The sequence below is a fragment of the Psychrobacillus sp. FSL H8-0484 genome (assembly GCF_038005325.1).
Lineage (GTDB): Bacteria > Bacillota > Bacilli > Bacillales_A > Planococcaceae > Psychrobacillus.
Genome location: NZ_JBBOSZ010000001.1, coordinates 3,536,589 through 3,562,853 on the forward strand (window position 1 = coordinate 3,536,589; position 26,265 = coordinate 3,562,853).

A 26,265-nucleotide genomic window follows, 5' to 3' on the forward strand; every position below is an offset into this window, starting at 1 on the left:
CAGCATCGCTACAAAGCTTTTCTGATACTAGGTTTGTGCAAGAATCTAGACGTAAAAACACTTGTAAACATTTATCCTCAAGTAGAGATTTTTATAACAAAAAAACTGTCCAGGACCTCTTGCTCTTGGACAGTTTTACTATTGTACTATTTTATTTACCTTGCGGAGCAATTACGGTTACTACATAGTCCGCAACGGCTTCCATCTCTTCAGGAGTTAAAGTATCTTTAAACGATGGCATGGTAGATTTTCCATTTGTAATGCGTTCTAATACATCTTCTTTACTTTCGGCAATTTTACTGTTTTGCAGGTTTGGTCCATTGTGTCCATTTGCACCTTGATCGCCATGACAAGCGATACAGCTGTTGTTAAATATTTCAAGACCAGCAGCCGCACTACTTACTGTTTCGCCTTCTGTTGATTTCTCTTCAGTAGGCTCATTAACTTTGCTTTTAGCTGAACCGTCGATTACTTGCCCCTCTGGTAAAGTTCCGCCTAATTTAAATGTATATACCTTATCTCCATGCTTACTACCTGCAAGGGCATTTCCTGCCGCATAAATCGAAATATATTGTTCTCCATCTATTTCATATGTTATGGATGGTGCATTTGCACCTGCATCCATCATATATTCCCACACTTGATCACCTGTTTTTGCATCGAATGCAATGAGACGACCATCATTATGACCTACAAATACAAGATTCCCAGCAGTTGTTAACACACCACTATAAGCTAGAGCATCCCATTTTTGTTGCCATGCTATTTTATTTGTTTTTACATCTATTGCAGTAACTGTCCCTCTTGTTGGCGAATTTAAAACTGGGCCAAAAACGCTACCAAAATACGCGTCTCCTTCTTTAAACTCACTTAATTCACTTCTTTCAAATGACATGTAGTGATCATTACCTAATACATAAAAATACTCGGTATCAGGATTGTATGCGGAAGGTGCCCAGTTTGCCCCCCCAAATGGTCCAGGTTTAAGTGTGATTGGCACATCCCAAAACGGAGTAAAGATACTTCCAACTTCTCCTGTAAATTCAGGTCCTAAATCATTTGCAATATCTTCTTCCGTTATAGTTTGAGGAACAAAGGAATCCCCAACTGGGAACGGTTGAGTTGCAGCTGTTTTTTGTCGTTCATCTTGCGGCACTGGTTTTTCTTCAATTCCTACTAACGGTGTTCCATCCGTACGGTCTAATAAATAAACCCAACCAGTTTTACCCGCTTGCCCAAGACCTTTAAGCATCTTTCCGTCCATTTCTACATCATATAAAATAACGGGGTTGGTAGGATCCATATCCCAAATGTCATGGTGCACTTCTTGAAAATGCCACACATATTCTCCGTTCTCTGCATTTACTGCCACTACAGAGTTTGCATATAGATTATCTCCTTCACGATTACTACCGTCTAAGTCAGGAGCTGTATTTCCTGTTGCAAAATAGATATAACCAAGCTCTGGATCTACTGCTGGAGTATTCCAAACTGGTCCCCCTCCAGTTAACCATGCATCGTTATCGGAAGGCCAAGTATCGCCATTAATATCACCTGGGCCAGGTATTGTATAGAAACGCCAAACCTCAAAACCTAAGTCAGAGTCAAAAGCCATTACGCGACCACGAATACCATATTCCCCTCCAGATACACCGGTATAAACTTTACCGTTATAGTAAAGTGGGGCACTTGTCACTGTATATCCTTCTTCCCATTCTGCTACTTTTGTTTCCCATAATAATTCACCTGTTTTTTGATCAAGTGCGATTAAACGAGCATCTAATAATCCTGCATATACTTTTCCATCCCCAACTGCAACTCCTCGAGTTGTCCATCCACAACATACTGTATCCATCTCTTGTGGAATATCAGGGGTATATGCCCATATTTGTTCCCCTGTTTTTGCATCAAGTGCAAAAATGTCGTTTGCTCCGGTTGTAATAAACATCATGCCATCTACAACAAGTGGCGTAGCTTCCCCAGAATATTTATCTTCCGCGCCTGACCCTAGACTCGTCACCCACGTCGGCTTTAAATCTCCAATATTTTCACCTGTAATTTGATTTAGCATGGAGTAACGTCTGTTGTAATAATCTCCTCCATGGAATGCCCACTCTGTTGACGCATACTCCACCTTCTCATTTGGAGTTGCTGGACTCTGTGTTTCCTTTCCTTCTAACTTTACTTCCACCGGTTTTTCTTCATCCTTTACTTTCAATACTGCATAAGGATTTACTTCTTCTTCGTCATCGCCAGTGATTCCAATAAAAATAAGCCCGATTAATACAAGGAAAGCAATACAAGAGCCAATAATGATCTTTGGCCAAAAGGATGATTCGTGTCTTCGCATCATTTATTCCTCCTTCTTTATTTAACCAGTTGGCAAAATATAATGAGAGATTATACCTCTATTAAAATATGCTTTTCAAAAGAGAATAATTCTAAGAAGGAAATGTGTTCACAAAAAAACTACCTAAGAGAGCTTTTCTCTTAGATAGTTTCACTATTTTACAATTATCTTGTTAAGTCTTCGCACGCTTTATAAATTATTTCGAACAGTTCTTCAATATCACTTTCTTCCACACATGAAAATGCTACACGGATATCCGTTTTATTGCTTGCAATAACGCCAACTCCGTATTCATCCAACAGATGTAAACGAAGTGTTTCTGCATCTACATGATTTAGTTTCAAGCACATGAAGTAACCTGAGTTAAATGGATAGTAAGTCCAATAAGGAGCAAACTTTTCGTTTTCAAGTACTTGTTTCGTTTTCACTGCACGGCCTTGCATAATTTGGAATTTCTCTTCTTTTTCTTTTAAAAACTCCTCTGATTGTAATGACTCTAGAAGAATCGTTTGAGAAATATGAGATCCACTCGAAATAGTTCCTCGAATAATCCCTTTTGTTTTTTGTTCTAGTGCATCTAAAACATCTGGAGTTGCTGCATAAGTGATAAACCCAACGCGTAGTCCCCATACGTAATTTTCTTTCGTTGCTCCGTCGATTTTTACAGGTAAAATATTCGGATGACTCTCTGCTAGTAAACCAAATAATGATTCCTTTATGGAATCTTCATAGAACAAACCGAAATACGCATCATCTAATAACACAACTAGTTTAGTTCCAGAAGCTGCAACATCTTTTAAAACTTGAACAATTGCTTCTGCTTCATTAATAGAAGGGGTAAAGCCAGTTGGATTGTTCGGGAAGTTTAATAAGACAATCGCTTTTTCTTTTTGTTTTGTAAGCGATTCGCGGAATGCATCTACATGGAAACCACCGTTTTCATTGAACAAAGGAAAGGTTTCTACACGACCGCCTCTTCTAATTTGAAATACTGTATTGTAGTTACCCCAATATTGTTCTGGCGTGATAAGTACGTCTCCAGGATTCATAAATAAATCTGCTGCAATACTTAAACCATGTGTTAATGCGCTAGTTACAATTGGCAATCCAATTGATTTATTTTGCATAGAAGGGTTATCAACTAATAATTTTTCTTTCCATATTGATCGTAATAATTCTTTTCCTTGTGGGGCTGCATATGGGTAAATATCTTTTGGAGCATACCCTAATTTATCTTGTATATGACGGAAATGCATAGGTTCTCCATTTTCTGTTGCGATTCCGATTGTTGCGTTAAAGCGGTGTGCTTTTTTTCCTGCTTCTGCACTTTGACTTAAAATACCTTTAGGATAATATAAATTTTGTCCTAAATCGGATAACATATCGAAGATTGCTGGGTTTTCATTTTTCATTTTTTCATTTAACTGCAAAGCTAAAGTATTCATCTATTGGTACCTCCAGAATATTTGATTTAAAAATATTGTACTCTATTTCACTAAAGTATAATACCTTTTCTCGTTATATATTGAATATTTCACGAGCTAACCACTAATTTTCAATTCAGTTCTAAAATAACGGGACAATGATCACTACCCATTACATGCGCATCAATTGATGCATCCTTCAAAATAGGCGTCATTTTTTGGGACGCAATAAAATAATCAATTCTCCATCCAATATTACGCTCTCTTACTTTACTCATATACGACCACCATGAATAGGCATCTTCTTGATCTGGATAAAAATACCGGAAAGTATCCACAAATCCTTCTGCAAGTAAATCAGTCATTTTCCCACATTCCTCTAATGTAAAACCAGAGTTTCCTCTATTAGACTTAGCATTTTTCAAGTCAATATCTTCGTGCGCTACATTTAGATCGCCACACATGATGACTGGCTTAACTCCATCTAGATTTGTTAAATAAGCACGCATCTCATCTTCCCATTCAAGTCGGTAAGGAAGTCTTGTTAAATCACGTTTCGCATTTGGTGTATATACATTAACTAAGTAAAAGTCCTCGAACTCCAATGTAAGTATTCTACCTTCATCTTCTGTTTCTAATTCTCCTACTCCATATTTAACCGTAAGTGGTTTCACTTTTGTAAACACAGCTGTCCCAGAGTAACCTTTTTTCAAAGCATAATTCCAATACTGGTCATACCCATCTAACTGCAAGTCGATTTGACCTTTTTGTAGCTTCGTCTCCTGCACACAAAAAATATCGGCATTCACTTCATTAAAATAATCTAAAAATCCCTTTTGCACACATGCACGCAAGCCGTTCACATTCCATGAAACTAACTTCATCTGTATTCACTCCCCCAAAATAAAAACCCGATCCAAGGACCAGGCTAACGTTTCTATGTAAAATCTCATTAATTATACTGGTTCAAGAACAAGTAAGCAAAAAACATGTTTAAGAGATCTCACCAATTAAATTATAGCTATCCCCCGAACGAATAGAGTAAATAACCCCATCAGCGATTTCCTTGTTAGTTAACCACCTTTGACTATTATTAACTCTTAAAAATCCTAACTGTATCAGATTATACTGGATATCTTTCGTTGAGTAATATTGTTTTTGGAGGTTTTGAGCATTACCTTTACTACCAATTATATGCCAAACTGCAGTCTTTTCCTCTAATAATTCAAATACAGTTATCAGTGCATTTAACCCATCCGAGTGTACCCAAACAACCGCCTCTGAAAATGGACCATATCTATTTATATTTTGCTGTAGTGATTCTTCCAATTTGGTAGAATCTCGATAATCAACGTAGATTCCTCTAATATTCTCGGGATTCGAACAAGCATTTTTCATTCTGTTCATTTTTTCTTCGTTTCGTGCGACTACCGAAACAATATAATCATTGTCTGCATACCACTTTGTGACCCCAGCCAACATTCCTGAACCACCGATTATACAAATGTGCTTCATTTGGAATTCCCCTTTCTGTATTTTTTTGATCTATTACCGATCATGTTGTTAACGACGAAAATCCGCTAGATTCCTGCGGATTTTCGTCACAAAATATATTCTTCTAAAATATAACACCCTAATTTAACAGAGCCTATTTTTTCGACATTTTCAATAGAACAAAGATCGCAATGGCCAGTACAAATAATCCAAACAATATAACTAGTGAAATTGCTGCAAATCCAAGTAACCCCATCTTCAACACTCCCTCTATACCACTTATTTTAAAGCAGTACACCTGTGAGTCAATACATACTATTTATTCCACTTTAGAAAATAAATCATTTAGAGATTCACGGGGCATTAAACGAAAAAACTCTTTAATTCACTTACACTTCTCACGATATAAGTAGCGTTAGCATCCTGGAGCTCGCCCTCTGAACCATATCCATAAGTAACGCCTATAGAAGCAATACCAGTATTATTTGCTCCAATAATATCATGCTTACGGTCCCCAATCATGATAAAATCCTCTTTTTTATAGCCTTTATATGAATCTAATATATATTGTATAATTTCTGTTTTAGCCGATCGACTGCCATCTAAGTTACTTCCCACAACAAGTTCAAAATACTGGTCAATTTGAAAATACTTTAATATTTCTTCTGCAAAGACAGTCGGCTTGGAAGTAGCAACTACTAGCTTAATAGATTCATTCGTTAAAATTTCCAATAAAGTTGAGATACCTGCATAGATTTCATTTTCAAACATACCTTGATCCTTAAATCTTTCACGGTAAAATTCGATTGCTTGATGCGAATTAACGTCATCCAAATCATAATACTCCGCAAAAGAAACTTGTAATGGTGGGCCTATAAAGCAATCAAGTTTATCAATATCTGGCTCGATAATCCCCATTTTTCCTAACGCATATTGAACCGATTTCGTGATGCCTACTTTTGGATCTGAAAGTGTTCCGTCTAAATCAAATAAAATTACTTTATAGGTACTCATCTCGAACCCCATTCCATAATGATTTTTACTTAGTATACAGTATTTCTTCCTAATATAAGACTTCTGCTGTTTCAGAAATCAGATAGTAAAAACCTTGTACTAAAGCCCCACTTTCTGATAGATCGGAAAGTGGGGCTTCGTTTTTAGTATGGATCTGCTTCGTGGCTTTTATCAATTGCCTCTTTTGGTGCTTGATCGCCGTCTTTATTTCCTAGAGGAGCTTGACTGGAACCGCCCTTTGGTGCTTTTTTCAGACCTTCTCTTAAATGTCGGCCATAGTCTTCGTCGGCTTCTTCTGCTAAAGCAATTATTTTTTCTTGAATTCGTTTGTCGCATTTGGATAAATCATTCACAAGGTTCGATATGAGTTCAGTTTTTTCCCACTGTTCGAAGTTGCGATAAGTCTCTCCAGCTTGTTTTGTATTGTTGTCTCTCTCAATGGATTCACGGACTAAACGCCCTTTAATCATAGGTGTATATTCTGTACCATGCTGCTTCGCTTCTTGTAATCCATCTAATATAGAAGGTTCATAATTGATATGCGGATTTTGGAATGGACCTCTATCCAATCTGTATGCCATTTGACCACCACTTTGATTGGTCGCTACTCTTTTTTTCGGTGCATTGATTGGAAGCTGTAAGTAATTTGCTCCCACACGATGCCTCTGTGTATCGGAATAAGAGAAAGTACGTCCCTGCAGCATTTTGTCATCAGAGAAATCCAGTCCATCTATGAGTACACCAGTCCCAAAGGCAACTTGCTCCACTTCCATAAAATAATCCTCTGGGTTTCTGTTTAACACCATTTTCCCTACGGCCTTCCACGGAAACGTATCTTCTGGCCATAGCTTCGTATCATCTAATGGATCGAAATCCAGCTCAGGATGATCATCGTCACTCATGGTTTGCACGAGCAGCTCCCATTCAGGAAAATTGCCTTTTTCAATGGCATCATATAAATCTTGCGTCGCATGATTGAAATTTTTCGCTTGTATTTCTTCTGCTTCCATTTGGGTTAAATTGCGAATGCCCTGTTTAGGCTCCCAATGATATTTCACTAAGACCGCTTTTCCTTCTTGATTCACCCATTTATACGTATTCACTCCCGAGCCTTGCATCATTCGGTAGTTTGCTGGAATGCCCCAAGGCGAATAAACGAATGTAACCATATGAAACGATTCAGGTGAACTCGCACAAAAATCAAAAAATCGTTCGGAATCTTGAATATTTGTAACAGGATCTGGTTTAAAAGCATGAATCATATCTGGGAATTTAATCGCATCACGAATAAAGAAAATCTTTAAATTGTTCCCTACTAAATCCCAGTTTCCATCCTCCGTATAAAATTTCACCGCAAATCCACGTGGATCCCGCAATGTTTCTGGAGAGTGACCTCCGTGTATAACAGATGAAAATCGTACGAACACTGGCGTCTGTTTCCCTTTTTCTTGAAACAATTTTGCACGTGTATATTTGGAGACTTTTTCATCGCCAACTGATCCATACGCTTCGAAGTAACCATGTGCCCCGGCACCACGTGCATGCACAACCCGTTCTGGAATACGTTCTCTGTCAAAGTGACTAATCTTCTCGATAAAATCATAGTTTTCAAGTGTTGCAGGTCCACGATTACCTACTGTTCTTATGTTTTGATTGTTCGTAATTGGATGTCCTTGCCTATTCGTTAATGTATCCTCATCTTCCATATTTGTTTCAAAGTTAGACTGCTCGTTTGTCACTTTTTGTCCTCCTAAACATCTTATAGATTCTACTTTCCACCTATATTCTGTCCAGTTTCCATTTATATAAACAAGTAATTAATAAAAGCCTCTCTGAACATCCTAGATTATTAGGAAGTCAGAGAAGCTTTTAGTATAAAACGAGCCAGTTATAGAACAATTAATTCTTTATTGGATTTTGTAATAATTTCTATTCCGTCTTTCTTCAAGAGAATATCATCCTCAATTCGAACCCCACCAAGATTAGGAACATAAATACCCGGTTCTACCGTTAAAACCATTCCTTCTTCTATAAGCTGTTCACATTTGGGATTCATAAAAATATCTTCATGGATATACAAACCAATCCCATGACCCATGCCATGTCCATAATACTCTCCATATCCTTTTTCAGAAATAAAATCACGCGTTAATGCATCTGCTTCTTTCCCTGTCATTCCAGCCTTTATACCACTCAATGCATTTTCAAGTGCTCCATGAACGATAGTGTATATTTCTTTAAGCTTGGGATTTGGCTCTCCAACAGCAATCGTTCTCGTCATATCGGAGCAATAACCGTTATAATAAGCACCAAAATCAAGGGTGATCATATCTCCTTTTTCCACTACCTTCTCGGTTGCTACACCATGTGGTAATGAAGAGCGAATGCCCGACGCAACAATCATATCGAAGGAAGAAGAGCTAGCACCTAATTTTCTCATATGAAATTCTAGTTCATTTGCTATTTCAATCTCTGTAATTCCAGGGCGAATAACCGTTAAAATATGCGAAAATGCAGCGTCTGAAATTTCAGCGGCCTTTTTAAGAATGGCTATTTCAGATTCGCTTTTAATCATACGCAACTTTTCAACCACTCCAGAAAGTGGTATTAAATCTACATTTACATATTCACTTAACTGAGAATAGTAATGATAGGATACATGTTGTTTTTCGAATCCTAGCTTATTAATCCCTAAACTTTCTGCAAGATTAGCTATTTCCTCATAAATAATGGCTCTATCTATTTCTTTTACTGTAAAACCCTTTGTCTGCGCATTTGCTTGACTAGTATAACGAAAATCTACTAATAAAAACGCTTCCGTCTTTGAAATAAGCACAGTTCCAGCACTTCCAGTAAAGTCTGTTAAGTATCTTCGATTGATACCATCTGTTACCAAGACACCCTCAATTCCTAATTCATCAAACGTTTTTCTTATTTCCACTAGCTTTTCCATTTTCAAACCCCCATAATATCACTTTTCTCAAAATTCAATATAATACCTCAATTATAAATATGACATAAACAAGTGATAATTAATAGTGATTTACTGTAACAAAAAGCACTTCGCTACATTTGAAATGCAATACGTTTCCAAGTTTTCTTTTGGACTGTCTCTTCAATTCCTCTTTTATCATATACATATGTTTGTAAGTTTCCTTTATATAAAAGGGTTAACGAAGAATGTTGTTCAAAATGATGTGGTTGCACTAAGCAAGGTGCGATTTGTAACTGAGTGGATTGGCATTCATTCATCATCGTTGCAACAAATTGCGAACAGAAAAAAGCATGCTCTCTCTCAATTTTAATATTCATAGCTACCCCAAATAATCCGATTAAATTATATTTAAATAATTCTTTATACTGTTCCATACGACGAATCTTATTACGCATTCGATTATATTCTTGACATGTTACTTCGCATTTGTAAATAGCACATGTTGCACTTCTGAAAAGTCCACCTGTAGGTTCTTCCCTAATGAATCCCCCATTAAAAGGATTATGTTTATTCTTCCTACCAAAACTATACATCTCATTCAGTTCTTCATCGAAAGCGATGGATGCATGATTCATGTCTTTTCTTGTATACATACCTATAGCTTTAGAAAACAATGTCCCTGTATTACTCAACACGATATAAATAGTTTTTCCCATTCCCCACCTCATTCATAAGAAGCATTTTGCCCCCTTATCTGCTTTTCTAATCATCTCTCAAATGCAAATTTTTCCAAACGGTCTAAAGAAGGAAATTAAGTAGGTCCAGAGACGTAGGGAACTAAAAAAGGGGCTGTCCCTAAAGTCATATAGTGACTGAGAGATGGTCCCTTTTCCAATGTAATGATTTCCGTTCCAGACGGACGCTTTCCGCGGGCATGGCTTCAGTCTACTCAGGCCAACACGATGTTGGTCACGAAGGCGTTGCCACACGAGGTGGCGTTCTTAGCCTTCGTTCCTTTTTTCGCTCCTGCGGGGCCTTCAACTCATACTATTCCCGCTGGAGTCGCCGTCTTCCACTACAATCAATTGCCTACAAAAAATAGTAGTTTAATAAAAAGTATTCAAAAAGCAGGTGTAGAAAAGACTCGTTTTTCTCACCTGCTTCAATTTAATTGTTAGTATGTACTGCTATTTTTTCTATTATTTATAACTGGCATGCCATTTTCCACTAAGAAAAAACTTGCTAGTTTATGAAATTAAACTGATTTCAATTGAGGGGGTTTTATTTGTGTCAGAACAAGAAAAGAAAAGTCCTATTTTAGATAAACGTTCTTTCAGACGTACCTTTATCAAAAACTCTGGATTAACTGTAGGTGTTCTAGTTTTAGGGGGAGCAATTGGTAGTTTAGTAGGTGGAAAAACAGAGTCTATTCGCAACAGATTGGATTAAACTGTTGGATGAGTAATCATTTAGGTTCATTTTAATGATTTGCATTATTAGGTACAGGTATAGATATCCATTAATATTCGGAAAAAATTGCTCTCATTTTTATTTGGAAAGTACAAGGCTCGTCCTTCTCGTTTTCTTACGAAGTATGTTATATTTGTAATGATTCAAAAAAGAAATGGAGGAAATTCCATGCCAAATATAGGGATACCGGGTTTAATACTCGTATTAATAATTGCTTTAGTTATCTTTGGTCCTTCAAAGCTTCCTCAATTAGGTAAAGCAGTTGGACAAACCTTGAAAGAATTTAAAACCTCTACACGAGATATTATAAATGATGAAGAAAAAGAGGAAGTTAAATCAGAAGTTAAAGAAACAGAACTTGAGAAGAAATAATATATAGAAAGAGCCAACTGTCATAACAAAATAGTTGGCTCTTTTTTATTTGAAAATTTTAGAATGTTTCCCTTACTTCGGCATTTTTCTAATTATGGATGGAATATTGTAAAATTGCTTCTTCCAGTATATCTATCCCCAACATTACATCCTCTAGCGGAGTGTACTCATTTGGGTGATGACTAAGTCCATCTATCGATGGGATAAAGATTAAACCTACAGGACATAACTTGGCCATATTCATTGCGTCATGCCCTGCCCCACTTTGCATAATTTGATTAGAGATATTTTTTTGTGCACAAATATTTTTTAGCACTTCATTTATTTCTTCTGATAGAAGAACTGGCTCTTCTGAACTAATTTCTATACTCTCTATATCCAACTGTCTGTTTTGCTTAATTAAGGTAATAGTTTCGTTTAAATGGTCATGCACTCGTTGTCGTGATTGTAGAGAAGTTGATCGGATGTCAATTTTAATTTCAACGTCTCCAGGTACAACGTTCATAGCACCATTATGAACATTTAAAACTCCAATAGTAGCAACCGTTCCAAATGCTTCTTCCCGCTTTGCCGCTTTTTCAAGGGCTAACGAAATTTCTGATGCACCAAGAAGGGCGTCTTTTCTCATATTCATAGGCGTTGTGCCAGAATGAGATGCTTTCCCCATTATCTTTACGTGAAGCCTTACGGGAGCTGCAATTCCTGTAACAATACCAATTTTCTTATCGTTATTGATCAATACAGGACCTTGTTCAATATGCAATTCAAAAAATGCTTTAAACTGTTCGTTCACTCTACTTGCTTGGTCTACGCTATTAATATCTAGTGCACATAGTGCAAATGCTTTTTCCATTGTAATTCCATCTTTGTCCTTTAAGTTTCTGTATCTACTCGGATCAAATTGGCCAGCCATTGCTTTACTGCCTACTGTTGATACACCAAAACGAGCAGATTCTTCACACGCAAATGAAATAATTTCAATGGGATGATCCGTTTCAATACCTTTTTCATTTAAACGTCTAATGACTTCCAACGCTGCAGTGACACCAACTACACCGTCGTATTTTCCACCTTGGTATACGGTATCAAGATGAGATCCCATTACAACAGGTGGAAGTTCATCCATTTTTCCTTTTCTTCTTGCAATAACGTTTCCACATTGATCCATTCTAATATCTAAATGCTCTGCCATACACATACGCATAAATGCATGCGTACAAGTCTGCTCTTCGTTTGTGTATGCAATTCTTGTAATCCCTTTATCACCGGAGTTATATTGGTTAATGTTGTTAAATAGTAACTCGTACCTTTTCTTACTATCCATATAAGTACCCCCTGTCCTATTACTCCATACATCTATTTAAACTCCGTAAGAGCGAAAAATTCAAAATGAAACGACTAGCCTATATATGTTCATTTTATACAGTTTCAACTAGACTGTCATTGTGGAAGGAAACCAAGATGTGTGATGATTTATTGTGCACGGTATACAATGAAGGACATATCCTTTAGTGCTATACTTTATTTCGTTATATTAGCGATTGGAAGTGAAAAATAATGATGAGAGAAACAATCATTTATAAAAAGGATGAACGTTTTACATTAGAAGCTGATTATTATGGTACAAGCCAGCTTAGTGCCCCAGTTGTTGTTTACATTCATGGAGGCGGCCTACTTTGGGGAACAAAAGAAGAACTAAGTGAAGAAATGATTCAATTATATACCAAAAATGGATATGGAGTGTTTTCTATTGATTATAGACTAGCCCCTGAAACAAAACTACCAGTTATTTTGGAGGATGTTCAAGATGCCCTTCAATGGTTAGAATCGGAAGGATCTAACCAGTTTTCTATTGATCCAAAAAAGATTGCCGTAATAGGAAGTTCGGCAGGGGCTTTTCTTGCTCTAAGTACAGGAACTTTCAAAAATAAACCACGTGCTATCGTCTCTTTTTATGGTTATGGAGATATTAGTGCGGAATGGGCAACTAGCCCAAATAGTTACTATTGCCAAAAAGATATAGTCTCAAAAGAAGTGGCAAATAGTATCATTACCGACGATGTTATAACAAATGCATCTGTAGAAGAACGATTTCTTCTATATTTATATGCTAGACAGACCGGTGAGTGGATTCAAGAAATAACAGGAACTAACCCATCCATTCAAAAGGATTCACTTATAAAATATTGTCCCATTCATAACGTTACGAATGATTATCCACCAACATTACTATTACATGGAACAAATGACGTAGACGTACCTTATTTACAATCTGTTTTTATGAGAGCTGCATTAATAAAAGAAGGCGTTCAAACGAAGTTAATTACGATTCCAAATGGGGAACATGTATTTGAAAAGGATTTCCATCATCCAGTCGTTCAAAATGCGCTTCAAGAGGTTTTAGATTTCCTGCAAGTTCACTTAGCTGATTAATACGTAAAAACCTTTGCCTTCCACATATTGAGGATGGACAAAGGTTTTTTTAAAATTGGCTCAGTTAAATTAGACTATTGTTTTTAAGAATATATTTTGCGACGAAAATCCTCGAGACTCCTGCGGAAAAACAGGTTGCGAAGAGCCCGCAACGTGCTTATAGAAACAAATCCAGTTGCCCCGAGGTGCTTGGTGGTTCGTCCGTGAAAAGCGCGAGCGGATTTTCAGCAGGTAACAACATGGTCGTTTAACAGAGCCTTTAATTAGCTACTACACTGCAGCATTCTCTTGTGGCTTATTGCGATCCATCAAATACTTTATAATAAATAAAGTCGCTACCATCAGATACGCATAAACAAATTGCATGGATGCTGGTTGTGCAAATCCTACCGTACTTGCATGAATAATTCCAAACAAGGAAAGGGTAGACGCAATTACAGCTGCAATAGCGGCACGAATCGGTTGATTTTTGATAGAAAAGATAGCTAAACATCCCCACATCAAACTACTTATTGGGGCACCACTACCTAAGTGAACTAACCCATTGTAATATACTCCTTTAGCCGCAAGAACTTGCGCACCAACAGCTTGACCCGTTGTCCCTGCTGCACTTAAAACATTATTAGCAAGCGATAATGCCCAGTTTGCAATCCATGGGAATAAACAAATAAATATAACAGGTACTTCTATTTTTGGAGTCTCTCGAACTACTTGATTGGCAGTTACAACCCCTACATATACCAGAATTGGTACGATAGCGACAACAGGGATTACTGCTAATAATAAGGCACCAATTCCAAAGAGTGAAATGATTAACATGGATGTACCAGTTGCTAGCGTGTATCCTAGACCTGCACCCATTGATTTCCAACCAGCATGCCCAATATAAACAGTTACTGGATATGGGTTACCTGCAAAAGCCCCAATGCTGGAAGAAATACCATTCGCTAACATGACACGGCGAGTTTTATATGGATCCCCTGCAGCATGTGCACTTTCAATATTCTCTAAGTCAAAAATATAATTTGCAAGTCCTAATGGTACAGCAGATGCTAAGTATGGTAGTGCATGTGGAATTCCTGAAATCAGACTGCTAACATGCACTTCAGGAGGATTAAATCCTAGTGTTTGTAATGCAGCAGTAATTGCCTCAGGGCTCTGTAATCCGAAGGACCAAGCTAAAATAGTTCCAGCTGCTAACAATAAAAATCCTGTCGGAATTCTTGCGAATATGGGTGATTTACCAAACCAATTAAGAAAAATAATAATAAGGACGACAAATGCTACAACAGGAGTTTCAAATGATTGAAGCATTGGATTCATCGCTAGTAATAACAATCCAAGACCAGATAAACATGATAATAGAACTGTTCTTGGAATAATCCTTCTTAGAGTGTCCCCAAGAAATGCACCTACGATTAAAATGAATGCTTCAAACAAACACCAAACTAGAGCAATAGAAAAAGCAAAATCCGCATCGTTCGTTGTCTTAAATACAGGAAGTATTACGAGAAAAGTAACGGTAAATATAGAAGGGGCACTAGGACCTGACGGCAATGCCGTTACATCCGTTCTTCCTGTCTCTTTCATAAGCATACGTCCAAAAATAAAGTAACTACAGCTTGCTAAAAAGATACCAAGCCCAAAACCTGGAACAATCCTTCCATAAATAATTTCTGGTGGAAAACCAACTACAAATAGTAATAATGAGACCATTGTTAATAGGTTCGTTAAATTGTTAGCGAGCAACCCAAAATAAGCAGCCCAGTCACCTTTCTTCCAGTACTTTAATGTTTCAGCCAACTTGTCTCCCCCTTATTTTTATTGATTCTAATCATTTATGGGAATGGCTATGAGGTAAAAATTAACGTAAATACAAATAAATCATTAGTATAATCTTTACCGCTCCTTATAATTCCCACAATTAACCTGTAAGCGCTTACAATTAGAATTATAAAGAGTTCGTACACCCTAGTCACTGTTTACCAAGACCAAAAATAGGTTCTTCTTTTAGTCAAGTTATACAATAATTTTTTTGAAAAAAGTTGGTTTATTTTATATGGATATTGCATAGAGAACTAAACGCGAAAAATCCAGCACTAGAAAAATAGCGCCGGATTTTGCAATGAAATATTTTAGTATAGATAGAGAAATAATTTAATTCTCTTCGTTTAATTTATGAAAATGCTCCCATAAATAATCGCAGTCTTCTCTGTCTTCCACTTTAATCATATTAACTACACTATCATCTCTACCTGCTAGATAATCGCGTAGGTGCATGTCCGAAAAGCCGTGTTCAGCTGCATCATCTCTAGTGCTGCAATAGTGAACTTCCTTCACACCTGACCATATGATTGCTCCCATACACATTGGACATGGCTCACATGTTGCATAAATAACGCAATCTGATAAATCCATTGTTTCTAATTTCTCACAAGCTACACGGATTGCTACCATTTCTGCATGTGCAGAAGGATCTATATCTTTCATCATTGTATTAGAAACCGCTGCAATAACTTCCCCGTCGCGAACGATTGTTGCTCCAAAAGGACCGCCATGTTTTTTATCCATACCTTCAATTGTTGCGTCTACTGCCATTTTCATATAATCCATCTTAATACCCTCCTAATTCTCACTTAAAATTATTTACTTTGTTTCAATGTTTTACTGAAAATTGTATACAAGATAAAGGAAACGATTAAACCACTGAAGAACGCAAAATCATTCATTTTTACTAACAATGGTACACCTTTAAGAAAAGCACCTGACATTGGAAGAATAAAGCTAATCCCTAAAACAATCATTGCTACTGGATTATATCCATTTTTATATTCTCCATTACTTCCTTCTGGTACATAAATGTTATCCAGATTTAACACTCTCTTACGATGTATGAAGAAACTTGAAAGCATAATTCCGGCAATTGGACCAAAGATTGATCCGATAAAGCTATAGAAGAAAAATAGCGTATTAGCACTTTCTACAAGCTTCCATGGTAAAATTAAAGTTCCAACGATCGCAGTTAAAATACCTGCTGATTTAACAGTAAATACTTTTGGGAAAAGTGCGGACATTTGTAAACCTGATGGAAGTAAATTAGCATATACAACGAAAGCAATTGCTCCTACATTAAGAGCTAAAATTAATACGACAACTGCAAATGTGCTATCCATTTTATCAAGTGCATGAACGATATTAAAAATTGGCTCACCGAAAGCAATTTCAGTACCTGCTATTAAAGCAACACAAGTAATCGCAAATAGAACATACGACAAGATGAAACCTAGTGGTAATCCAATAATCATATCTTTTGGTGTTTTAGCACGATGAGTGAAATCGGACATATTAACAACAGGACCTGCCCAGTTTGATACTAATGCACTTACACACGCGATGAAAACGAATATGCTTGCATTTGGATTTTGTGGCACGTAATCCATAATAGGACCAAATCCACCTGCTATATTAATTGCCCAAACTGCTGCACCAATTATAAAAACATAAACTACAGGTGAAGACCAGTTACCAAATTTACCAAGGAAACTCGTACCACCTAAAAATAGAAGAACTGTAACAATCCACAGAATTGCATAGGAAATCATCGTAGGTAAAGTTAAACCTAGAAGGTTAAAGTCTCCACCTAGAGTCATAAAGTTAGGGAAAAATCTTGCGAAAATAACATTTAATGATTCTGCACCTACAACGGTTGTTGTTCCAAAAAATACTATACCCGCAATTAGACCGCGACATAATGCAGGAATAATAGATCCCTTCACTCCAAAGGAATCCCTCAACAACATTGCAAACGGTAATCCGTATTTAGATGCTGAGTAACCATTTAATACATAAAACGTTGAAACAATCACTGCTGATAACATAACAGCTAATAGGACCTGCTTGGTATTAAGTCCTAACAGGAAGAATCCGGCCACTGTCATGTAAGACATTATATTATGTACAGCACCCATCCAAAGAGTTACATAATTGGACATACCCCAATCTCTTTGATTAGGTTTCTTAGGTAATAAATCTTCTGCATAACCATAGGATTGATATTTGTCATAGGCTTGTTCTAGTTTTTCTTGTTGCATAAGTTAGTGCCTCCTTGTCTTCCTAGTTTAAATTAAAACTAGGATCCATATTTGATAGCGTTTTCATCTAGCTTATTAACCAACTTCCTATACTGTAAATTTAACAGAATTCGCTAATTAAACACTGTATTAATGAACCAAAATTAGACGATATCGTTAGGCTTTTTATACAATGATTCATGCAATCTTTATTTACAGTGTAAGAAATTTGTCTACAACAACACTTTCTTCTATTCCATTTGAACATTTGATTAGTTATTAGGTGAAGTACTCCTTTTAGTTTAATGGAATATTCACCAAAATAACTTATCGCTTTCTAACGATCATTTAATAATATGAGTGCCTGCGTTTTCGTTAATAGCTTCTTTTAAACTTTCTGGATTTGTAATGATAACTCTTTTCCCTTTTTTCTCTAGGAAACTTAAGCTAGCTTCAATTTTTGGCAGCATACTTCCAGCTGGGAAATGGTTTTCTTCCATAAACTGTTTTGTTTCTTCGATTGAAATTTTCTCTAATGCTTGTTGGTTCGGTTTACCAAAGTTAATACATACTCTTGAAACACCAGTTGTAATAATTAATGTCTCCGCTTCAATTTGCTCCGCTAAAAGACTTGTAGCAAAATCTTTATCAATTACAGCATCGATTCCTTCGTACGTGTTGTTGTCTAATTTAACAACCGGAATTCCTCCGCCACCTACAGCAATAACGACAAAATCAGAATCAATTAATTGTTTGATAGCATCTTTTTCTACGATATTTATTGGCTTTGGTGATGGTACAACTCTTCTATATCCACGACCCGAATCTTCGATAAAAATCCAGTCAGGATGTTCTTCCTTCATTTTTTCGGATTGTTCGAATGTAAAGAATGATCCTACTGGTTTCGTTGGATTTTTGAAATTTGGATCTTCTGAACTTACTTCGACTTGCGTAATAATGGTTGCAACTTTTTTGTTAAGTCCTCTTTTGGCAAATTCGTTTGTCATTGCTTGTTGAATTTGGTACCCTATACCACCTTGTGTATCTGCTACACAGTTAACAAGTGGTATTGCTGGCATACCCGCTACTTCATTTGCAATTTCAGATCTTCTTAATCCGAATCCTACTTGAGGTCCATTACCATGTGTCACTACTACTTTAAATCCAGCTTCCACCATATCAGCAATATGGCCAACTGTTTCTTGTACCGCTTCAAATTGATCTTGAATTGAATCTCGACCATTTTCTTTTACTAACGCATTGCCTCCTATGGCAACAATTGTTACTTCACCCACGTGTGTTCCTCCTAGTGATGAATTACCTTACTTACCTAGTAATTCAATCGATTGTTCTTTGTGCGCATGATATAAAGGATTTGTTGGATCATTTTTAATAGCATTCTCAATAGCTTCAATAGCTTCTTCGTGCTTAGCTAGTGATCTTAAACTGTTTGCTTTATGGAAGGAGAAATCATATCTATTTGGTTGAAGTGTTAAAAGTTTATCCATTTCGATAACTGCTTCTTCATGACGTCCAAGCTCTCTTAAGAAATTTGATTTATGGTAACGATAGAATGTTTCATTCGGCTCCTGGTCACACGCCTTATCGTATTCTGCCAGTGCTTCCTCCGGTTTTTTCCACAATCTCAAACAATTAGCTGTGTAGAAATAGAAGTCTAAATCATCCGGATTAATCGATAATGCTTTGTTGTATTGTGCAAGTGCTGCTTGATACTGCTTTAACTCTTGTAGGAAATAACCTTTGTAATAAAGGAAATCCGCATTTTGATTGTCTGCTTCTAACGCTTTATCCACTTCCGAGATTGCATCCTCGAATTTGTCCATTTTAGCAAGTGCCTTTGCTTTTTCGATGTACACATTATTTTCTTTCCATTCCTTTTCCAGAATAGAAACTACTTTGTGTTGATTGAGCTCTATCGCATGTTGAAGAGAGGACTTGCCATCTCTATCCACTAAATGTACATCTGCACCTGCCCCAACAAGTGTTTGAATGATATCCGAATATAAGCGGCCACCGTTCCCCAAAATAACGGATTCCAGAAGCGCGGACCAACCTAGATTGTTCACATGGTTCACTGGAACTCCTGCATCTAGACAGATTTGTACGGTTTTTAAATACCCTTTTTCGCTCGAAGGTAATAAAGCCGTTCCTCCAAATCGATTCACACTAGGTAAATCAGCACCACCGTTAATCATTAGACGCAAAATTTCAGAAAATCCATTTGCTGCGGAGCAAATAAATGGAGAAAGTTGTGTAATATCTCTCGTATTCACGTCACTTCCAGCTTCAATTAAGAGCTTGGCAGCTGATTGTTGATTTTTTTGAGTAGCTACCATTAGAGCAGTACGTCCAAGTTCATCTTTGAAGTCAACACTTGCACCATCGCGTAATAGCTTTTCGATCGTAACAAGATCTCCTAATTCACTCGCTTTCAATAGTTCCATATCCAAGGAATGGTTATCCACAATTTATCTCTCCTTTAGTCAGACTGTTGACAAACACTTTCATTCTTCGTAGCTCGTCGCAGAAAAGCGTTGCTTATACTTCGTTGTAAGCTATGAATTTAAGTTCTATTCGCGGGCTCACAGGATGTGAGTCAGACAACCGGTGCCGTACGTTGCGGCGTCCGTAGATTGCGATCCTATAACGTACTGGTGCGCCTCGACTGCCAAGCGTTTGCAAAACAGCCTAAGGCGATACCTTCGTTCGAATTTAGACTTGTCTACTATTGGATATTTTCACTTAAAGCTAGAATTGCTTTTTCAAATGCTTCTACTGGTGGATTAGTAATACCTGCACCGATCATTCCAATTCCCGCATCTTTATGTGCAATCGCAGTATTAATAATTGGCATAATTCCAGTTTGAATTACTTTTTGAACATCGATTCCAGTTGGAATACCCATGAAATCTAATAATGGGATCGTCACATTTGGATTCTCCGTTGTAGTAATTTCCTTCATTTTAGTTGAGAAGTTAATCGCATCATCTACTGTTCCACCAACAAGCGCAACGATTGCAGGAGCTGTTGCCATTGCAAATCCACCGATACCATAAGTCTCTGTAATTGCACTGTCACCAATATCAAGGCCTGAGTCTTCTGGTTTATAACCAGCAAACATTGGTCCAATTACTTTTTGAGCTGGTCCAGTAAACCATGTATTTCCAGACACTCCACTTACTCGAATTCCGAATTCTACACCATTACGAGCCATCGTTGTCACGATTGTACTGTTCTCAATGCCATGTGCAGCATCAAGCGCACATTTACTTAGAGCCATCCATGTTGGACCAGAGAAATAATCACTGCTTGCTACAAAATCAAACACTTCTTTTTTCTGCTCAGTCGTGTAATCTGTTTGAATAAGATAAGGTGTTAAAGCCTGAATAAGTAAAGTTGTACCTGCAACATTTCGGTTATGACACTCATCGCCCATATGAAGTGCTTGTGCAAGCATTAAGCGTAAGTCAATTCCATTTGGATTTAACTTCATTGCATCTCTTAACATTGGACCTAAAACATCTCGCATCCAATTTAGACGAGTGATAACACTTTCATCATTCGCACCCATACGAAGAATTTTAGATAGTTGCTCACTTAAATTCGTATACGCAATGTTTCCGTATGTTTTGTTTTCTACAATGTGCATAAACATCGATGCAGACGTGACACCAGCCATTGAACCTACACAGTTGTGTTCATGACAAGGAGAGAAAGTAATTTCTCCTGAAGCTGCAAGTTCAGTTGCTTCTTCTATATCCTTAGCTAAACCTTCAAATACAAGTGCTCCCGTTACTGCACCTTTCATTGGGCCGTTCATTTTGTCCCAAGTAATCGGAGGGCCTGCATGTAGAATAGTCTTTTTCGTCATACCAGGAACAACGTTAATCGCTTGGTCAAAACCAATTAATACAGGCTGTGAATTAACAATTCGCTCTACTGCAAGCTTGTTAGCTGCCTCAATTTTTTCCGCAACATTAGGATTCTCTAATTTATCAAGTGCAGCAATAATTTCTGGATTTCCTCTACCTGGTGGTGTCCACTCTAAGTGCGTTACTACTGCATTTTGCTTTAACATATCATCTTTAAAAGATTCAATTCCCACGTTAATTACATTTAATTTTTCAATAAATAATTCGTTTATTTTACTCATGATTATTCTCCTTTCACAACAAATTCTCTTGCCAATAAACCAGCGTTTTGGCTACTGCTAGCATGTGTTGCTCCTGCAGCTAATAATTTGTTTACTTGATCTTCTATATTTTGATTATCCAATTCTGTACCAAGAATATAACCGATTATTTCTAAATGTCTTCCTTCACTTTCAGCCAATTGTTTCGCTTCAATAATCGCTGGAAGCATTGCACCAACTGGATCTTCATGTGCACCAAATCCTAATACAAAGTCCATCACAATAACCCCTACGGATGGATCTTTCGCTTCTTGAATGAATCGTTCAATACGAGTCGAAGGATCGATCATTGGATGAGGTTTACCCTGTGTAAATTGATCATCTCCAAAATCGATAAACGTATGGTCTTGACTAACCTTTACATCTTTTAAGCGGTATTCAGGTTCTCTTTGAATGTTGCTATAAACATTATCAAATTTCTCCATTGCAACATGCATAGCCTCATCACAAAGTGTTCCACCACTGAATAAGCCACGAATATACTTTTGTTCAGGTTTTAACTTTGCACGAACTTCATCAATAAGTGGAAGGTTTAAGGCGCGTTTATTTAGCTTGCTTTCATCAGCACCTGCTAGTAATACCGCTTTTAATGCAGCTTCTTTAGACATTTTTGCAAAATGACCGCCTGCTTTAGTTACTTTTTCTTCGTCTCCGCCAACGAACCATACGACAACCGGTTTTGTGCAAAGTTTGATTTGTGCCAATACTTTCTCTTCCACACTTGGTGCTGGTGGTTTTGAAATAAGGACAATAACCTTTGTTGCTTCGTCTTCTTCCAGTGCTTTAATGCCATCAAGCATCATAATGCCGCCAACTTCTTCACTTAAATCACGACCACCTGTACCGATAAGCTGTGTAATTCCGCCTCCAAATTCATGAATACGAACACTTATTTCTTGGCTACCAGTTCCAGATGCGCCAACAATACCGATGTTTCCTTTTCTAACTGCATTTGCGAAACATAGGGCAACATTACCGATAATTGCAGTTCCACAGTCTGGGCCCATCATTAATAAGCCTTTTTCATGTGCTAGTTTCTTTAATTCAATTTCGTCTTCAATCGAAACGTTATCACTAAACATCATTACGTGAAGATTGTTTTCAAGAGCCTTTCTCGCTTCTCTAGTTGCGTAAGCACCATTTACAGCTATCACAGCTAAATTAGCATCCGGAATATTTTCTGCTGCTGATTTAATAGTGGAGTATTTAACTTCATTCGTACCTTTAGTAGAAGTATTTTTCTTTGTGAATAATTCTTCAATACTTCCGAAAGCGCTTTCACACAATTCCGAATTCTCCGCTTTTACAACGATCATCAAATCACTTGTTTTCGCTTCTTCTACTTCTGGTGTCATTAGGCCAACATTTCTTATTACTTCTTTATTCATTTCTGTACCCATTGCAATAATTGCTTGCTCAACGCCTTCAATTTGGTTTGCTTTGGTTGACAGTGACATTAAAGAGACCGAATCAATATAAGTGTTTGCTTTAACTACAACTTGAACAATCATGATGTACCTCCAATTTTTATATTCGTTTCTAGTCCAGCGAGAATTCCTAAAGCAATGTCTGTGCCAGACGAAGAACCAATTTTTAATACTTTTACTAATGTGAGTATCAATTGCTCTTCATTTTCTTCGAGTAATGCATCAACTAATGCAATGATTGACTCACGCACTTTTCCTTTTGCTGCTGTTTTTATTGCCATATAACTAATTTCATTTGTTGCGGTTCTTGCTTCTTTTTCTACTTCTTTCAAAAACCATTTGTACGAAGAGAAAGGACTGTTTTCTAGATGAAAAGAGGTGAATAAACCAACTAGAAAATCATCGCCAGATGGTGTCAATCCGGGGCCAAGCCCTAATAAAGAAATGGCATGTCGAACTGCTTGTTGTATCTGCTTGTTGAACAAAGCAGTCATTAGTAGGCTAGTTCGTTCACTTATCATTTTGGACAATTCCTGTTCAAAAGGGCTTTCACCTATCAACTTGTTTTTCATACCGCCACTTTGGCCATGAATATCGATGTATTGTTTCATTAGCTTTAAATTTTTCTTTAAAACATCGGTATTTGTTGGATAAGTTGACCATGTACTTTTCCAACTTCTTACTCCATCAATTGGGATGGACATTTTGTGATCGATGGATATACTATTAGTAGCTGAATTTACTTGGTCCCCAATACTTATATTCATTTCTTCAAAGTTATCTAAGTTAATAATTAGCGTATTGGGAGCGTTATCTATTTCTCTACATGCAATGGTGTACAGCTCATTATTATCAACACATTGAATATTAATTGTTCGGTTAAATACACTATGAACAAATCCATTTAGCTCAGATTCAATAATACGTTGAATGAATTCACCATCCCCAGATATCGCAACTACCAATAGACTCACCTCTTAAGTGGAAATTTTCACTAATTGAATCCAATGCTTTTCATCTTGGCTAATTGAACACCTCCAAATTAAGTAGATAATTTGGTTAATTAATCAAGAAGAAAATTATTGCTTTCATTGGTTACATCGTACAACTTAATTTTCAAGTACTTTTATATAACCAACTTTACATACCCAATATAGTGTAAAATACACCTTAAGGTCATCGTTTAATGAAACCAAAAAGGACTACAACCATTTGTGCAAGTTATACAACCAAGATAATTCAATCTATGTATTAGGAGTGTGGAAATATTGCTTAAAGTTCAAGACTTATTGGAGATCAAAGCAATAGATGGTCTAAAGATTGTTGCAGGGGTGGAAGGAGTTCAAAATCACATATCTATTGTCAATATTCTAGAGAACCCAGATGCATTCGATTGGCTTTCACCTAATGAATTACTTCTATCGACGGGATATATTTTTAAAGATAATGAGGAACTTCAAAATAAAATCATAAAAGAGCTTTCGGAGATAAACTGTGCAGGACTTGTTATCAAAATGAAGCGATACTTTGATAAGCTTCCTCAGAATATGATTGATGAAGCAAATAAATATGGTTTACCACTTCTCGAACTACCTATTGGGTATACTCTTTCCAATGTCATATCTATTATTAATGAAAAAGCATCTGGCAGATATGATTTGCTAAATAGACAAACGTTGGACATGCATAATTTATTCTTTAGCATCACCCTTGAAGGCGGAGGAATATCAAGAATTAGCTCCATGTTATCTGGAACCATTAATAATCCAATTCTTATTGTAGATAAAAATTGGAAACTCTTGCATTACTCAGAACATGAAGACAACAATTTTTCGTTACAAGAATCCTTAGACTTAAAATCAAATAAACCCATCTTTACAAAAGAATTCATTGATACAATTCCTAACAATCTAAATGAAATGAAGAAATCGATCAAAAGAATTTATAATTTAAATGGCAAGAAAATAATATGTCGAGTATTGCCAATCGCAGTTTCTCAAGACTTATATGGATATATCATCATTTGGCAAACAGTACGTAATCTAATTGAATTTGACTATATTATTCTGCAACAAGCTTCTACCATCATCGCGCTTGAAAGGATTAAAGCGAAGGAGATTGAAGAAGTTAAATTAAAAATCAGACATGATTTCTACGATGATTTACTTTCTGGAAAAATTACATCCTCAGAGACATTACAAACGTTATGTGATTTACATGGACTAAATTCAAACTATATGTACTATTGTATGGTTATTAATATTGAGGTTAAGGAAGTAGATAAATTTGAGGACATGATTATCGGGAAATATAAAATGGATAATATTGCTCAAAGTTGTGTGGAAATAGTTTATGAAAAGTCTTATAAAGCAAACGGAGAAATTACATGCTTTTATAGAAACAATAGAATCATCGTTCTAGTCGGACAAAATGAGGAACGACAACCCATTTCTGTTAGTGAAGCAAAGCAATACGCCACTGAATTGCATGACGAACTTGGGAAAAGAATTAAGAAGACTTTTTTAATAGGTATTGGTCAACAATACCAAGAAATAAAGTCTCTTTATAAAAGTTTTTCTGAAGCAAATGAAATGATCCGATTAATGCAACATATGAACGAAAAAAATGAAGTCTCCCATTTTGAGGATTATTCTGTTTATCACCTTTTGGACTCTAATATTAGTTCCTCTGAGTTGGAGGATTTTTTCCAGAAGTGTCTAGGTAAAATATATGAACACGATAAATTGCATACAACAAGTTACATTTCAACATTAGAAAACTACTTTAACAATAACCAAAACGTATCTGAAACTTCTAAAGCAATGTACTTACACAGAAATACACTCATATATAGAATAGAAAAGATTAAGGAAATATTAAATACGGACTTAAAAAACTCAGAAGAATTGCTTAGAATCCAAATTGCTTTAAAGATATTTAGAATTTTAAATAAGAATATGTAACCTAAGAAAAACGCTATTCGCGCACTTAAAAGCAAAACCTGTTCCCAGACGTTTCCGGATTGCTTTGGAGTAAGACTCTAGCTACACCATTACCGCACGA

Annotated in this window: 21 protein-coding genes; 4 read left to right on the top strand and 17 right to left on the bottom strand. The window is 36.6% G+C overall.

Features of this window, described 5'->3' with window-relative positions; all coding sequences use genetic code 11:
* Positions 1-151: 151 nt before the first annotated feature.
* The 8 genes from MHH81_RS17345 to MHH81_RS17380 all read right to left on the bottom strand — a co-directional run bounded on the left by MHH81_RS17345 (position 152) and on the right by MHH81_RS17380 (position 9,933).
* Positions 152-2,353, bottom strand: coding sequence for an outer membrane protein assembly factor BamB family protein (locus tag MHH81_RS17345; RefSeq protein ID WP_340923618.1), 2,202 nt, complete (start codon positions 2,351-2,353; stop codon positions 152-154).
* A 161-nt stretch (positions 2,354-2,514) separates the two neighbouring features.
* On the bottom strand, positions 2,515-3,795 hold the full coding sequence (locus tag MHH81_RS17350) for an aminotransferase class I/II-fold pyridoxal phosphate-dependent enzyme (protein ID WP_340923621.1): 1,281 nt from the start codon (positions 3,793-3,795) through the stop codon (positions 2,515-2,517).
* A gap of 110 nt (positions 3,796-3,905) precedes the next feature.
* Positions 3,906-4,658: an exodeoxyribonuclease III gene (locus MHH81_RS17355; RefSeq protein ID WP_340923624.1), complete on the bottom strand. Its 753-nt coding sequence runs from the start codon at positions 4,656-4,658 to the stop codon at positions 3,906-3,908.
* A gap of 109 nt (positions 4,659-4,767) precedes the next feature.
* On the bottom strand, positions 4,768-5,289 hold the full coding sequence (locus MHH81_RS17360; RefSeq protein WP_340923627.1) for a hypothetical protein: 522 nt from the start codon (positions 5,287-5,289) through the stop codon (positions 4,768-4,770).
* A 342-nt stretch (positions 5,290-5,631) separates the two neighbouring features.
* A complete protein-coding gene (locus MHH81_RS17365) occupies positions 5,632-6,282 on the bottom strand; it encodes an HAD family hydrolase (protein WP_340923630.1) in 651 nt (216 codons plus the stop codon).
* Positions 6,283-6,425: 143 nt separating this feature from the next.
* Positions 6,426-7,988, bottom strand: a complete 1,563-nt coding sequence (locus tag MHH81_RS17370; protein ID WP_340925317.1) for a catalase — start codon at positions 7,986-7,988, stop codon at positions 6,426-6,428.
* A 182-nt stretch (positions 7,989-8,170) separates the two neighbouring features.
* A complete protein-coding gene (locus MHH81_RS17375) occupies positions 8,171-9,235 on the bottom strand; it encodes a M24 family metallopeptidase (RefSeq protein WP_340923633.1) in 1,065 nt (354 codons plus the stop codon).
* A gap of 113 nt (positions 9,236-9,348) precedes the next feature.
* Complete coding sequence (locus MHH81_RS17380; protein ID WP_340923636.1) at positions 9,349-9,933, bottom strand: hypothetical protein; 585 nt, start codon at positions 9,931-9,933, stop codon at positions 9,349-9,351.
* 571 nt (positions 9,934-10,504) lie between these two features.
* Here MHH81_RS17380 and MHH81_RS17385 point away from each other — a divergent pair.
* Positions 10,505-10,666: a twin-arginine translocation signal domain-containing protein gene (locus MHH81_RS17385; RefSeq protein WP_340923639.1), complete on the top strand. Its 162-nt coding sequence runs from the start codon at positions 10,505-10,507 to the stop codon at positions 10,664-10,666.
* 189 nt (positions 10,667-10,855) lie between these two features.
* Positions 10,856-11,059: a twin-arginine translocase TatA/TatE family subunit gene (locus MHH81_RS17390; RefSeq protein ID WP_340923642.1), complete on the top strand. Its 204-nt coding sequence runs from the start codon at positions 10,856-10,858 to the stop codon at positions 11,057-11,059.
* Positions 11,060-11,147: 88 nt separating this feature from the next.
* Here the strand turns inward: MHH81_RS17390 and MHH81_RS17395 are convergent, their stop codons facing one another.
* Positions 11,148-12,383, bottom strand: a complete 1,236-nt coding sequence (locus MHH81_RS17395; protein WP_340923645.1) for a M20 family metallo-hydrolase — start codon at positions 12,381-12,383, stop codon at positions 11,148-11,150.
* A 233-nt stretch (positions 12,384-12,616) separates the two neighbouring features.
* Here MHH81_RS17395 and MHH81_RS17400 point away from each other — a divergent pair, with 233 nt between their 5' ends.
* Positions 12,617-13,492: an alpha/beta hydrolase gene (locus MHH81_RS17400; RefSeq protein WP_340923648.1), complete on the top strand. Its 876-nt coding sequence runs from the start codon at positions 12,617-12,619 to the stop codon at positions 13,490-13,492.
* 270 nt (positions 13,493-13,762) lie between these two features.
* On the opposite strand, the gene MHH81_RS17405 is transcribed toward MHH81_RS17400, so the two are convergent.
* From MHH81_RS17405 to MHH81_RS17440, 8 genes are all read right to left on the bottom strand, one after another.
* The gene (locus MHH81_RS17405) at positions 13,763-15,295 is read right to left on the bottom strand and encodes a xanthine permease (protein WP_340923650.1); all 1,533 of its coding nucleotides are present in this window, start codon (positions 15,293-15,295) and stop codon (positions 13,763-13,765) included.
* 354 nt (positions 15,296-15,649) lie between these two features.
* Positions 15,650-16,105: a nucleoside deaminase gene (locus MHH81_RS17410; protein ID WP_340923652.1), complete on the bottom strand. Its 456-nt coding sequence runs from the start codon at positions 16,103-16,105 to the stop codon at positions 15,650-15,652.
* 29 nt (positions 16,106-16,134) lie between these two features.
* The gene (locus MHH81_RS17415; protein ID WP_340923654.1) at positions 16,135-17,583 is read right to left on the bottom strand and encodes a cytosine permease; all 1,449 of its coding nucleotides are present in this window, start codon (positions 17,581-17,583) and stop codon (positions 16,135-16,137) included.
* Between the two features lie 323 nt (positions 17,584-17,906).
* Positions 17,907-18,857 (bottom strand): carbamate kinase, encoded by a 951-nt coding sequence (gene arcC / locus MHH81_RS17420; RefSeq protein WP_340923657.1) that lies wholly within the window; start codon positions 18,855-18,857, stop codon positions 17,907-17,909.
* A 27-nt stretch (positions 18,858-18,884) separates the two neighbouring features.
* The gene (locus MHH81_RS17425) at positions 18,885-20,048 is read right to left on the bottom strand and encodes an ankyrin repeat domain-containing protein (RefSeq protein WP_340923659.1); all 1,164 of its coding nucleotides are present in this window, start codon (positions 20,046-20,048) and stop codon (positions 18,885-18,887) included.
* A gap of 260 nt (positions 20,049-20,308) precedes the next feature.
* A complete protein-coding gene (locus MHH81_RS17430; RefSeq protein WP_340923662.1) occupies positions 20,309-21,736 on the bottom strand; it encodes a YlbE family protein in 1,428 nt (475 codons plus the stop codon).
* A 2-nt stretch (positions 21,737-21,738) separates the two neighbouring features.
* Positions 21,739-23,286, bottom strand: a complete 1,548-nt coding sequence (gene fdrA, locus MHH81_RS17435) for an acyl-CoA synthetase FdrA (protein ID WP_340923664.1) — start codon at positions 23,284-23,286, stop codon at positions 21,739-21,741.
* Positions 23,283-24,167 (bottom strand): DUF2877 domain-containing protein, encoded by an 885-nt coding sequence (locus MHH81_RS17440; RefSeq protein ID WP_340923666.1) that lies wholly within the window; start codon positions 24,165-24,167, stop codon positions 23,283-23,285. The genes fdrA and MHH81_RS17440 overlap by 4 nt, the downstream gene beginning before the upstream one ends.
* Positions 24,168-24,470: 303 nt before the next feature.
* On the opposite strand from MHH81_RS17440, the gene MHH81_RS17445 reads away from it, so the two are divergent.
* On the top strand, positions 24,471-26,165 hold the full coding sequence (locus MHH81_RS17445; RefSeq protein WP_340923669.1) for a PucR family transcriptional regulator: 1,695 nt from the start codon (positions 24,471-24,473) through the stop codon (positions 26,163-26,165).
* Positions 26,166-26,265: the final 100 nt, after the last annotated feature.

Bases quoted from the DNA above. Each gene is read 5' to 3' on its own strand.
- MHH81_RS17345 (WP_340923618.1), bottom strand. From the start codon at position 2,353: ATGATGCGAAGACACGAATCATCCTTTTGGCCAAAGATCATTATTGGC.
- MHH81_RS17350 (WP_340923621.1), bottom strand. From the start codon at position 3,795: ATGAATACTTTAGCTTTGCAGTTAAATGAAAAAATGAAAAATGAAAAC.
- MHH81_RS17355 (WP_340923624.1), bottom strand. From the start codon at position 4,658: ATGAAGTTAGTTTCATGGAATGTGAACGGCTTGCGTGCATGTGTGCAA.
- MHH81_RS17360 (WP_340923627.1), bottom strand. From the start codon at position 5,289: ATGAAGCACATTTGTATAATCGGTGGTTCAGGAATGTTGGCTGGGGTC.
- MHH81_RS17365 (WP_340923630.1), bottom strand. From the start codon at position 6,282: ATGAGTACCTATAAAGTAATTTTATTTGATTTAGACGGAACACTTTCA.
- MHH81_RS17370 (WP_340925317.1), bottom strand. From the start codon at position 7,988: ATGGAAGATGAGGATACATTAACGAATAGGCAAGGACATCCAATTACG.
- MHH81_RS17375 (WP_340923633.1), bottom strand. From the start codon at position 9,235: ATGGAAAAGCTAGTGGAAATAAGAAAAACGTTTGATGAATTAGGAATT.
- MHH81_RS17380 (WP_340923636.1), bottom strand. From the start codon at position 9,933: ATGGGAAAAACTATTTATATCGTGTTGAGTAATACAGGGACATTGTTT.
- MHH81_RS17390 (WP_340923642.1), top strand. From the start codon at position 10,856: ATGCCAAATATAGGGATACCGGGTTTAATACTCGTATTAATAATTGCT.
- MHH81_RS17395 (WP_340923645.1), bottom strand. From the start codon at position 12,383: ATGGATAGTAAGAAAAGGTACGAGTTACTATTTAACAACATTAACCAA.
- MHH81_RS17400 (WP_340923648.1), top strand. From the start codon at position 12,617: ATGATGAGAGAAACAATCATTTATAAAAAGGATGAACGTTTTACATTA.
- MHH81_RS17410 (WP_340923652.1), bottom strand. From the start codon at position 16,105: ATGGATTATATGAAAATGGCAGTAGACGCAACAATTGAAGGTATGGAT.
- MHH81_RS17415 (WP_340923654.1), bottom strand. From the start codon at position 17,583: ATGCAACAAGAAAAACTAGAACAAGCCTATGACAAATATCAATCCTAT.
- MHH81_RS17430 (WP_340923662.1), bottom strand. From the start codon at position 21,736: ATGAGTAAAATAAACGAATTATTTATTGAAAAATTAAATGTAATTAAC.
- fdrA (WP_340923664.1), bottom strand. From the start codon at position 23,286: ATGATTGTTCAAGTTGTAGTTAAAGCAAACACTTATATTGATTCGGTC.